Annotated in this window: 9 protein-coding genes; 7 read left to right on the top strand and 2 right to left on the bottom strand. The window is 57.1% G+C overall.

All coding sequences use genetic code 11. The features are described from left to right. The first annotated feature begins 18 nt into the window (after window positions 1–18). The 3 genes from ACW9IR_RS11515 to ACW9IR_RS11505 all read left to right on the top strand — a co-directional run bounded on the left by ACW9IR_RS11515 (window position 19) and on the right by ACW9IR_RS11505 (window position 4217). Window positions 19–1410, top strand: coding sequence for a GntP family permease (locus ACW9IR_RS11515; protein ID WP_102901901.1), 1392 nt, complete (start codon window positions 19–21; stop codon window positions 1408–1410). Window positions 1411–1417: 7 nt separating this feature from the next. Continuing rightward, on the top strand, window positions 1418–2191 hold the full coding sequence (gene hbdH / locus ACW9IR_RS11510; RefSeq protein ID WP_095120960.1) for a 3-hydroxybutyrate dehydrogenase: 774 nt from the start codon (window positions 1418–1420) through the stop codon (window positions 2189–2191). Between the two features lie 70 nt (window positions 2192–2261). After that, window positions 2262–4217: an acetoacetate--CoA ligase gene (locus ACW9IR_RS11505; RefSeq protein ID WP_457463253.1), complete on the top strand. Its 1956-nt coding sequence runs from the start codon at window positions 2262–2264 to the stop codon at window positions 4215–4217. 4 nt (window positions 4218–4221) lie between these two features. Here the strand turns inward: ACW9IR_RS11505 and ACW9IR_RS11500 are convergent, their stop codons facing one another. After that, complete coding sequence (locus ACW9IR_RS11500) at window positions 4222–5334, bottom strand: PilT/PilU family type 4a pilus ATPase (RefSeq protein ID WP_102901903.1); 1113 nt, start codon at window positions 5332–5334, stop codon at window positions 4222–4224. 128 nt (window positions 5335–5462) lie between these two features. Between ACW9IR_RS11500 and ACW9IR_RS11495 the strand changes: the two genes are divergently transcribed. From ACW9IR_RS11495 to ACW9IR_RS11480, 4 genes are all read left to right on the top strand, one after another. Further along, window positions 5463–8000 (top strand): PAS domain-containing hybrid sensor histidine kinase/response regulator, encoded by a 2538-nt coding sequence (locus tag ACW9IR_RS11495; RefSeq protein ID WP_150707017.1) that lies wholly within the window; start codon window positions 5463–5465, stop codon window positions 7998–8000. Window positions 8001–8051: 51 nt separating this feature from the next. Next, the gene (locus ACW9IR_RS11490) at window positions 8052–8327 is read left to right on the top strand and encodes a peptidylprolyl isomerase (protein ID WP_007912322.1); all 276 of its coding nucleotides are present in this window, start codon (window positions 8052–8054) and stop codon (window positions 8325–8327) included. A 203-nt stretch (window positions 8328–8530) separates the two neighbouring features. Beyond that, a complete protein-coding gene (locus ACW9IR_RS11485) occupies window positions 8531–10195 on the top strand; it encodes an AAA family ATPase (RefSeq protein WP_457463250.1) in 1665 nt (554 codons plus the stop codon). Window positions 10196–10197: 2 nt separating this feature from the next. After that, window positions 10198–11022, top strand: coding sequence for a hypothetical protein (locus ACW9IR_RS11480; RefSeq protein WP_457463248.1), 825 nt, complete (start codon window positions 10198–10200; stop codon window positions 11020–11022). Window positions 11023–11097: 75 nt separating this feature from the next. On the opposite strand, the gene ACW9IR_RS11475 is transcribed toward ACW9IR_RS11480, so the two are convergent. Continuing rightward, window positions 11098–12030 (bottom strand): sugar kinase, encoded by a 933-nt coding sequence (locus tag ACW9IR_RS11475; RefSeq protein ID WP_457463246.1) that lies wholly within the window; start codon window positions 12028–12030, stop codon window positions 11098–11100. Window positions 12031–12107: the final 77 nt, after the last annotated feature.

Raw genomic sequence — 12107 nt, 5'->3', positions numbered from 1 at the left:
ATTCTGGAGAGACACACCATGAGTGTGATCATTGCCTTGGCAGCCCTTACGCTGCTGATGCTGGCTGCCTACCGTGGCTACAGCGTTATCCTCTTCGCACCGATTGCCGCCCTCGGCGCAGTCCTGCTCACCGACCCTTCCGCCGTCGCCCCTGCGTTCACCGGGGTGTTCATGGAGAAAATGGTCGGTTTCATCAAACTGTATTTCCCTGTATTCCTGCTCGGTGCGGTATTCGGCAAGTTGATCGAACTGTCGGGTTTCTCCCGCTCGATCGTTGCCGCCGCCATCCGCTTGCTCGGCACCAAACAGGCAATGCTGGTGATCGTGCTGGTCTGTGCCCTGCTCACCTACGGCGGCGTATCGCTGTTCGTCGTTGTGTTTGCGGTCTATCCGTTTGCTGCCGAGATGTTCCGTCAGAGCAATATTCCCAAGCGTCTGATCCCGGCCACCATCGCCCTTGGCGCGTTTTCGTTCACCATGGACGCCCTGCCCGGCACGCCGCAGATCCAGAACATCATCCCCAGCACGTTCTTCAATACCACCGCGTGGGCGGCGCCGTGGCTCGGTGTGATCGGTACGATCTTCGTGTTCTGCGCCGGCATGCTGTTTTTGCAGCGTCAGCGCAACAAGGCGATGCGCGCGGGTGAGGGTTATGGCACCGAGTTGCGCAACGAGCCGGAAACCGCTGAGGACCTGAAGCTGCCAAACCCGTGGATTGCCCTGTCACCGCTGCTGGCGGTGGGCATCATGAACCTGCTGTTCACCCAATGGATTCCACAGTGGTACGGCAAGACCCACAGCCTCGCTTTGCCGGGCATGAGCACGCCAGTCACCACCGAAATAGCCAAACTGACGGCGATCTGGGCGGTGCAAGCGGCTTTGCTGGTGGGCATTCTGATGGTGCTGGCGTTCGGCTTTCAGGCGATTCGCAGCAAGCTCGCCGAAGGCAGCAAAAGCGCGGTCAGCGGAGCATTGCTGGCGGCGATGAACACTGCATCGGAATACGGCTTCGGCGCAGTGATCGCCTCACTGCCAGGCTTTCTGGTGCTGGCGGACTGGCTCAAGCAAATCCCCAATCCGCTGGTCAACGAAGCCATCACCGTGACCCTGCTCGCTGGCATCACCGGGTCCGCATCGGGCGGCATGAGCATTGCGCTGGCGGCGATGTCCGAGCAGTTCATCAGTGCGGCCCACGCGGCGAACATTCCGCTGGAAGTGCTGCACCGCGTAGCCGCGATGGCCAGCGGCGGCATGGACACCCTGCCGCACAACGGCGCAGTCATCACCCTGCTGGCCGTCACCGGCCTGACCCACCGTGAAGCCTATAAAGACATTTTCTGTATTACGCTGATCAAGACCCTGGCGGTTTTCGTAGTGATCGGCACTTTCTACGCCACTGGCATTGTGTGAGGTATTCATGACGACTCTTTCCGGCAAGACCGCACTGGTTACCGGTTCCACCAGCGGCATCGGTCTGGGCATCGCGCTGAGCCTGGCCAAGGCTGGGGCGAATCTGATTCTCAACGGCTTTGGTGATGCGTCCAAAGTCATCGCTGAGGTCGGGCAATTCGGCGGTAAAGTCGGCCATCATCCGGCCGATGTCAGTGACCCGGCGCAAATTGCCGACATGATCAATTACGCCGAGCGCGAGTTCGGCGGTGTCGACATTCTGGTCAACAACGCCGGCATCCAGCATGTCGCCGCCGTGGAAGAGTTCCCTGTCGAGCGCTGGGATTCGATCATCGCCATCAATCTGTCCTCGGTGTTTCACAGCACGCGCCTGAGCGTGCCGGGTATGCGCGCCAAAGGCTGGGGGAGGATCATCAATATCGCCTCGGTGCATGGTCAGGTTGGCTCGACGGGTAAGGCAGCTTATGTGGCCGCCAAGCACGGCGTAATCGGTCTGACCAAAGTGGTCGGTCTGGAAACCGCGACCAGCAACGTCACCTGCAACGCGATCTGCCCGGGCTGGGTGCTGACGCCACTGGTACAGAAACAAATCGATGATCGCGCCGCCAAGGGTGTCGATCCACAGCAGGCGCAGCATGATCTGCTGGCCGAGAAACAACCTTCGCTGGAGTTCGTCACACCGCAGCATCTGGGCGAGTTGGTATTATTTTTGTGCAGCGAGGCTGGCAGTCAGGTTCGTGGGGCAGCGTGGAATATCGATGGTGGCTGGCTGGCGCAATAATTCGCCCTCGGCACAGATGGGTCTTTGGCACACAGACTGTGTGCATGAATCAGATAACTAGAGGCACGCAATGTCCGACATCCTCTGGCAACCCGACGCCAATCGTATCGCCCGATCACGCATGGATGCGTTCCGACGCTTCGTCAATCAGCGCCATTCGCTGGACCTTGATGACTACCCTGCCCTGCACCAATGGAGTATCGATCAGCGCGCAGCGTTCTGGCAGGCCATCGTCGATTTCTTCGATATTCGTTTCCATAACCCGCCAGATGCCGTGCTGCGCGAAGGCCCTTCAATGCCCGGCGCCGAATGGTTTCCCGGCGCAACCGTGAATTTCGCCGAGCATCTGTTGCGCCGTCGCGATGACGCCGTAGCGGTGGTGGCCCTGGCTGAAAATGGCCAGCGTGAGCAACTGACCTGGGCCGAACTCGCAGAGCACGTCGGCGGTTTTCAAGCCAGCCTGCAAGCCGCCGGCGTTGGCCTCGGCGACCGGGTGGCTGCGTGCATGCCCAACACCTGGCAAACGCTGGTGGCGATGCTCGCAACCACCAGCCTCGGCGCAATCTGGTCGTGTTCTTCACCGGACTTCGGCACCCACGGCGTCATCGACCGCTTCGGCCAGATCGAACCGAAGGTGTTGATCACATGCGCCGGTTACCGCTATGCCGGCAAAGAAATCGATCAAACCACCAAGCTCAACGAAATCCTTGCGCAACTGCCGTCGCTGCAACAGCTGATCATCGTGCCGTATGCCCGTGCACAAGCCCGCTGCGAGGATTACCGGACGCAGGCCAACGTCACGCTCTGGGATGATTTCTACCAACCCGGCGAAGCACCGCGTTTCGTACCGGTGCCATTCAATCATCCGCTGTACGTGCTGTATTCCAGCGGCACCACCGGTGTGCCGAAATGCATCGTCCACAGCAGCGGCGGCGTGCTACTGCAGCACGTCAAGGAACACGGGCTGCACGTTGACCTCGGCGCCGCTGATCGCCTGTTTTACTACACCACCTGCGGCTGGATGATGTGGAACTGGCTGGTCTCGGCGCTCGCGGTCGGCAGCGCCGTGGTGCTGTACGACGGTTCGCCGTTTCATCCCGCCAATGATCGCTTGCTGGATTTGATCGACGACGAGCGCATCAGCGTGTTTGGCACCAGTCCCAAGTTCCTTGCCACCCTGGAAAGCAGTGGCAGCAAACCCCGCGAAACTCATGATCTGGGCAGTTTGAAAACCCTGCTGTGCACCGGCTCTGCCTTGTCGCCGCAGAGTTACGATTTCGTCTACCGCGACATCAAGTCCGATGTCTGCCTGGCCTCGATGTCCGGTGGCACCGATATCGTCTCGTGCTTCGTCAACAGCAATCCGCTGTCGACGGTACGTCGCGGTGAAATCATGGGCAAGAGTCTGGGCATGGCCGTTGAAGTGTGGAATGACGCCGGCCAGGCGGTGGTCGGCGAGAAAGGCGAACTGGTCTGCACCCGGCATTTTCCGGCGATGCCGATCGGGCTATGGAACGATGCTGATGGCGAAAAGCTGCGAAAATCCTATTTCAGCCTGTTCCCCGGTGTCTGGGCGCAGGGCGATTACGCTGAACAGTTGCCCCATGGCGCAATGCTGATCCACGGTCGCTCCGATGCAGTGCTCAACCCGGGAGGCGTGCGCATCGGCACGGCGGAGATTTATCGACAGGTAGAGAAAGTCCCGCAGGTGCTCGACAGCGTGGCCATCGGGCAGCAATGGCAGGATGACGTGCGAGTGGTGTTGTTTGTGCGCTTGCAGGATGGCGTTGAACTGGATGCCCCCCTGCAGGAGCAGATTCGCCAGGTGATCCGCGCCAACACCACGCCACGTCATGTGCCGGCGAAGATCGTCGCGGTTACGGATATCCCGCGCACCATCAGCGGCAAGGTCGTGGAACTTGCCGTGAGAAACGTGGTGCACGGGGAACCGGTGAAGAACACCGATGCACTGGCCAACCCGCAAGCGTTAGAACAATTTCGCAACAGAAACGAATTGAGCTGTTGATCCTCTAGTCCATCAATCCCCACTCACCCGAGGAGGATGGCGGCAACCCGGGGCCGGCATCGTCATGCAATTTCAAACGCAACCGCAGGTTGTTTACCGAGTCCGCATGTTTGAGCGCCTCTTCCTCACTGATCACTTTCTCCACCACCAACACAAACAGTGCGGCATCAAACGTCTGCATACCGAGCTCGGCAGACTTCTCCATGATGCCCTTCAACTCGGAGAATTCGTTTCGACAAATCAGATCCGTCACTGTCGGTGTACCCAGCATGACCTCGACCGCGGCCCTGCGCTGTCCGTCCAGCGTGCGCACCAACCGTTGTGAGACAAAGGCTCTCAGGTTATTGCCCAGCGCGTGCAACAACTGCGGGCGACGCTCTTCGGTGAACATGTTGGTGATCCGGTCCAGCGCTTGGTTGGCATTGTTTGCATGCAGCGTTGAAAGCACCAGATGCCCGGTCTCGGCAAACGCCAGCGCATGTTCCATGGTTTCGCGGTCACGAATTTCGCCGATCAGCACCACGTCCGGCGCCTGGCGCAGGGTGTTCTTCAATGCGGCGTGAAAACTGCGGGTGTCGACGCCGACTTCTCGCTGGTTGATGATTGAGCGTTGATGCCGATGGATGTACTCGATCGGGTCTTCAATGGTGACGATGTGCCCGCTACTATGGCGGTTGCGGTGGTCGATCAATGCCGCCAGCGAGGTCGATTTGCCCGAATCGGTGGCACCGACAAACAGGATCAGGCCCTGTTTGAGCATCACGGTTTCAAGCAACACCGGCGGCAGTTTCAGGTCTTCGAAGCGCGGGATGTCGAGTTTGACGTTACGGATCACGATCGACACATCGTTGCGCTGTTTGAAAATGTTGACCCGGAAGCGGCCAATCCCGGTACGCGAGATCGCCAGGTTCATTTCCAGATCCCGGTCGAACTCCCGGCGCTGCTCGGCGTCCATCAGTGAGGCGGCGACAGTCGCCACCTCGCCGGGTTTGAAGGGTTGCTCGCTTAGCGGCGCAAGCACGCCGTCGAACCTTGCACTGGGTGGCGCGCCCGTGGACAGAAACAGATCCGAACCGTGCCGGCTTGCCAGTTGTTTAAGCAGTGCGTCGATTTCCATGACAAAAAGCACCCGTGAAGCTTGCAATGAACAGAGAGGGGCCGCGCCGTGACGCACGAGGCCAAACCGCGTCTACCGAACTAGGATAGTAGACGCCGTCTCACCGACTGACGCTCAGGACTGATGTAATGAATGCTGTACCGACCACTGACGATGCCCAAGTAATGATCGCCCGAACGGATTGGAGTCGTACTCCGTTGGGCGCGTCTGGCACCTGGCCGCAGAGTTTGCGAACCGCGGTGGACATCGTGATTCACTCGCCGATGCCGATGCTGCTGCTGTGGGGCGCGGAGCTGACGCAGATCTACAACAACGGCTTTGCCCTGCTCGCCGGGAGCAAGCATCCGCACGCTTTCGGACAACCTGCGCACCAGATATGGCCAGAACTTCGAGACTTCACTGACCCAATTTACAGCGCCGTCCTACAAGGCCAGGTGCGCACCTACAGTGAGCGGCGTTTCACCTTGCAGCGTGAGGGCAAGGAATCGGATTTCTGGCTTGATCTGACTTACAGTCCGATCCGCGATGAGAGCGCGCAAGTGGCCGGGATTCTGGTGACCGCCATCGAAACCAACGAGCGCCGGCGCATCGCGCTGGAACTGCAACAACGCTCCGATGACAGCCTCAAGGCCCAGCGCGAAACCGAAGAGCGCCTGCAACTGGCGCTTGCCGCAACTGATGCAGTCGGCACTTGGGACTGGGACATCGGCGAAGATCGCTTCATTGCCGACGCCCATTTCGCCCAGTTGCACGGCATTGATCCGACGCGCGCCGCGCAATTGCCCATCAGTGATTACCTGCAAGGCGTGCATCCCGAAGACCGCGCGCTGGTCGCCCGCAGCATCAAGCATTGCATCACTCACGGCACTGAATATGCGGAGGAATACCGCTTGTTGCTGCCCGGTGGCGAACAGCGCTGGGTGTTTGCCCGCGGGCGCTGCTACAAGGATCACCATGGCCGCCCGGTGCGTTTCCTCGGTGCTGCACTGGATCTGACCGAACGCAAACACACCGAACAGGCATTGCGCCAGAGCCAGACCGAGCTGCAGTTGATCATCAACGCCATGCCGATCCTGATCAGTTACGTCGACCACGAGGAACGTTTTCGCCTGAACAACGCGGCGTATCTCGACTGGTACGGGCTGACTCCGCAGGAGTTGTACGGCCGCACAATTCGCGAAGTGATCGGCGAAGAGGCCTATTTTCTGCGCGCAGCGTATATCGCCGAAGCGCTGGCCGGCCGCCCCTGTTCGTTCAGCCTCTATACCCATCACCGTGACGGCAGCGCCCGGCATGCACTGATGAACTACTTGCCGCGTCACGGCCCCGATGGGGCGGTCAACGGTTTCTACATTTTCGTGATCGACGAAACCGAACGCAAAAAGACCGAAGAAGCACTGCGCAATCTCAATGAAACCCTTGAGGAGCGGGTCAGCGCCCGCACGGATCAACTGGCGCAGGCCAATCAACGTTTGCAGAACGAGATGTTCGAGCGTGAGCGCGCCGAAGATGCGTTGCGCCATGCGCAGAAGATGGAAGCAGTCGGCCAGCTCACTGGCGGCATCGCCCATGACTTCAACAACATGCTCACTGGGATCATCGGAAGCCTCGACCTGATGCAGCGCTATATCGCAAATGGTCGGGCCGACGAGATCGGCCGTTTCACCGAAGCAGCGGTGTCCTCGGCCAACCGTGCAGCAGCCCTCACCCACCGTTTACTGGCGTTTTCGCGGCGCCAGTCGCTGGATCGCAAGACCCTGAACGTCAACGAGCTGATCCATTCGTTGGAGGACCTGATCCGTCGCACCAAGGGCGATCCGATCGAACTCACCTTGCGTCTGGCCGAAGACGTGTGGCCGGTCAGCACCGATGTCAGCCAACTGGAAAATGCCCTGCTCAATCTGGTGATCAACGCCCGCGACGCCATGCCCGAGGGCGGTGAGCTGCTGATCGAAACGGCCAATGTCTACCTCGATGGCAGTGACCTTACGACGCTTGAACCGGTCAAGGCTGGCGACTACTTGATGTTGGCGGTCAGCGACAACGGCACTGGCATGACGCCTTCGGTGCGCTCCAAGGCCTTCGATCCGTTTTTCACCACCAAACCCATCGGCCAGGGCACGGGCCTCGGGTTGTCGATGATTTATGGTTTTGCCCAGCAATCCGGCGGCCATGTCAGCCTCGACAGTTTGCCGGGCCAGGGCACTTGCGTGCGCCTGTACTTGCCGCGTTTACATGGCATCGAGCCTGAATGCCCGTATGTCGAGCCGATCGAGCAGACGTCGCCCACTGCAACAGGTGAAACCGTGGTGGTGGTCGAGGATGACCCGGCGGTGCGCATGCTGGTCACCGATCTGTTGAAGAGCCTGGGTTACCTGGCTCATGAAGCGGAAGACGCCAAGACCGCCCTACCGCTGCTGGAGTCGGATTTGCGCGTGGATCTGCTGGTCACCGACGTTGGCCTGCCGGGCATGAATGGTCGGCAACTGGCAGAGATCGCCCGCCAGCATCGGCCGACCCTCAAAGTGCTGTTCATGACCGGGTATGCGCAGAACGCCGCCGAGCGTCAGGGCTTCCTGGAGGATGGCATGGACATGGTGGCCAAACCGTTTTCGATTGAGCTTCTGGCCAGCAAGATCCGCACGATGATCAGCCAAACCCCGTGACTTGAGGCATAATCCGCGCCCCGCCGTCACCCCGTTATCAGGTACCGCACGATGAAAGCCCAAGCCCGCCACATTCTGGTGAAAACCGCCGAAGAGGCCGAACAGCTCAAACAACGCATCGCCAAGGGTGAAGCGTTTGACGTGTTGGCCAAGAAATTTTCGACCTGCCCGTCCGGCAAGCGCGGCGGCGATCTGGGTGAAGTGCGGCCGGGGCAGATGGTTGGTGCGATCGACGCGGTGATTTTCAAAAAGCCGCTGCGCACGGTGCATGGGCCGATCAAGAGCAAGTTCGGGTATCACCTGGTGCAGGTGTTTTACCGCGATTGAATACAGGCTCCAGGTGATATCGAGGCGGTAATTGCGTTTCTGTTACTAGCCCTACCGGATCTTCCGCCTCCCCTCGGAACCAAGGGCGCGTCATTACGCTTACTTGACCTCAGTCAAGCGGCTCTGGCACCTGTATCTTAAAAAGCAATGACCCGAAAACCGTCCAGTGATAGCATGTAGCCACCACACCAAGGAGTTTTGGTATGCAATGGACGATCACCCTGCCCAAGCAGTTAGCAAACTTTAGAAGAACTTTAATAGTCACATTACGCAACCCTACCTGGAACGATTTTTGGTTTAACTATCACGCCGTAGCAAACATTCAGTATAAGTCCGAGTCAATCGATTTTGATTTGTATCTGGTTCCGTGGAACGAGCAAGGAACCATTTTTAATGAACTGTCAAAAGCCCCGCAAGGGGAACTCACCAATTACTTAAGTCTACTCCGCAAGCCTGCTACATATAAGGAATTGGCTTCACGTCTTGATGAGCCTGATTACACCGAACTTTTGAAAGCATTGAACGAGTTGTCAGCCGCTAAACACCTCAAGCTGATCACTCAGACTCAACTACATGATATTGCTGCCCTTGAACCAATTCGCCAAGGCATCCTTAGAGCCACAAGCGCCTACCTATCTCTCGCCCGAGGGTATGAAAACTCTTATGTTGCAGAAAACTGCGGAGATGCCCGTACCGATTTTTCCTTTTCCATGCTGTTACCGGGAACGAATGAGTTCCTGCGTTTAGCTTTCGAGTATAAAAATCATATATTTTTTCAAGATAGAATCCACTGCCTGATTGGCGTTAACGGAGTCGGAAAAACTCAAGTACTCTCTGGCATGATCGGGTCGATTGCACAACGCTGCGGCGAGTTGAACAAAAACTCGCCAAAACCTAAATTGCGTTACCCTTCGAACAGCCCGATAGAGCGTGCAGATCGACGCATTGATCTTCCCGATGGATTTTACTTCAATCGGGTCATTGCTTATTGTTCGGACATGTCAACGACATTGCCATTACCAGGCGAGCCTTCATCTTTCGAATACCATATTTTCAACTCGGCCGATCAAAACTCGTCAAGCTTATACGGTGAAAGCTTGGCACATTTGCTCTTGAATATTTTGAGAGATGCAAGCACCGAGTTTTCTCAGCGGGCGTGGGAGATTCTCCGCACGAGTTTGGAAAATCTGATTCCGATGGACCGCCTGGCTATTCCAGTTACAAAAGAATGCCCCCAAGAGCATTATTTTATTGATGAACTAGGAGACCGGTGGTGTTACATCAGCAAGATCAGTGGAGAGCAAAACAGTCTGGACATCTACGGCACCGTAGACTCAAACCGCCCTCCCGCAATTTTTTCATCAGCACGCACTCTGCCGATAGCCCTCAGTAGTGGCCAGAGAGCAATGTTTCGATTCGCCCTGCACTTTTTGACTCATGCCAGCTATGGCTCCTTATTGATCATAGATGAGCCTGAAACTTATCTTCATCCGAATCTCGTCAGCGATTATATGATGTTGCTGTACAACATCTTGACAGCAACAGGTTCAGTGGCAGTAATAGCCACTCACTCTGCCTATGTGGTGAGAGAATTACCCAAACATTGCGTCCATGTACTCCAGCGGGAACATGACGTCGTTGTCAGCCGATCACCGTATCTGAACACCCTGGGTGCCAGCGTTTCTGAAATATCCACAACTGTGTTCGGTGACAGCACAGCAAACGCTTACCACAGAAAAATAACGCAGCAATTGGCAGATTCGGATCTATCGTTTGAACAAGTTCTCGAAAGCTATAGCGACATCTTCAACTTAAATATGCTGATTGAAATAAATGATCGTATGGAGAACGCCGACAGGCACGATTAGATATGAACAGCTATAAACAATATACAGCCAAGGATGACTGGAGCCTGTCTCAGGTAAGTGAAAGCTATGGGGCCTTGACAAGTGCCTACCATAAAATCTCCAATGCCTACGACGAGTACAAGCGCACCAAAGGCAGCCCGTACATGAGCCCGTTGGGTTTGAGCAAGAGTGAGATTTCCTGTCTACACTCACTGTACGAGAATGCTGCAAAAATGTATGGATTGCACTGGATAGCAAAAATAAAGGTCCACGTTGCAAGTTCATGCCCGATGTGTGGTAACACCGCACTGGGAACGGTAGAGCATTATTTGCCAAAGACACCATTCCCTGAGTTTTCGATCTTCAGTCACAACCTTGTCCCCTCCTGCGTGGACTGTAATAGCAAGCGAGGGAATCGTCATGTATACGGTGTTGCCGAGAAATTCATCCATCCAATTTTTGATGGGTCTATTCTCTCTCGTCTTGAGCTTGTCACGCGATTCCAGATAATTCGCCGAACCATAAAATTTCACTTGGGATATAACGAGAGTGCATTTTCGGCAGCAGAGAACAACAGAATCAAACTCCATATAAAAATGAATGTTCTGGATAAAGCCTATCGATTTGTCACCTTAAATTATCGAAGTGAATTAGCGATCAGAGCCGAGGAAAAAAATACCGACGTGGCCCTTCAAAAACTGATCAGTACAGAGTTGCGAATCTTGAAGAAGTCGGGGGGAGCGCGTTGCTGGCGAGGTGCGTTTCTTAGGGGCTTGCTGGAAATCAACCATCCTGAAAGGCTGACCGTGCTCACAAGCCCCAGGATCTCTGTGTTGAGGACCAAATAAATATCATCCCCTCTGCGGTATTAAATACGCTGTGCATTCGCTGTATGGAATGCACACCTAGCGGACACTTAACGTTTACTTCGGAATCAATGCACCCGGTACTTGAATCACCTTGCTGGCCAGTAGATGCCCGGCCTCTGCCGCCTCCGCCGGACTGCCGCCCATCAATCGACTGGCCAGATACGCCGCACTGAACGAATCCCCCGCCGCTGTGGTGTCCACTACCGTTTCAACCTTCTGCGCCGGCACTTCGAATGACTCACCATCACAGCGAATCAGACACGCCTCGGCCCCGCGCTTGAGCACCACTTCCGGCGTGCCGAATTGCGCATAAGCGGCAAACACCGCCTCGCAATCGGCGAAACCGAACAGCGCCTGTTCGTCATCCACCGTCAGCAACGCCAGATCAACGTACGGCAGAACGCTGCGATAAGCGGCCCGCGCGGCTTCCACCGAGGTCCACAGGCGTGGCCGATAGTTGTTGTCGAAAACGATCCGCGCATCACGCTGGCGCGCTTCGACCAGGGTCTGGATCAAGCGTTCACGCCCCAGCGCACCGAGCACCGCCAGAGTAATGCCACTGAAATACAGCACATCGTAATCCGGCAACGCGGCCAGAATCGGCGCGGCGGCCGGGGTGGTGAAACAGTCGCGAACCGCCGCTTCGTTGCGCCAATAAAGGAAACGCCGCTCACCGTTGGCGTCGGTCTGGATGCAATACAGGCCCGGCAAACGCCCGGGCAGACGCTGGACGAGATCGAGGCCGATGCCTTCGCTGGTCCAGATCTGGCACATGGCGTCGCTGAAGCTGTCATCGCCCAGCGCGGTGACGTAATCAACCTGCGCCTTGTCGCCCATGGCGCGGGACAGGTACACCGCGGTGTTCAGGGTGTCGCCGCCGAAGCTTTGCTGCAGGCTGCCGTCGGCGCGGTGCTGCAGTTCGATCATGCATTCGCCGATCAGGGCGATGCGCGGGGTATTCGGGCCGAGGGCGCTGAGGGTGTTCATCTTGTGCTGTCTCTGTTGATGCGCGGGTGTCTGGACTGGCGCCTTCGCGAGCAAGCTCGCTCCCACAGGGGAATGCA

This window comes from Pseudomonas sp. SDT291_1_S447, from assembly GCF_054070155.1.
Note: the sequence above shows the minus strand (reverse complement) of the source record. Positions and strands in the feature narration are given on the sequence as shown.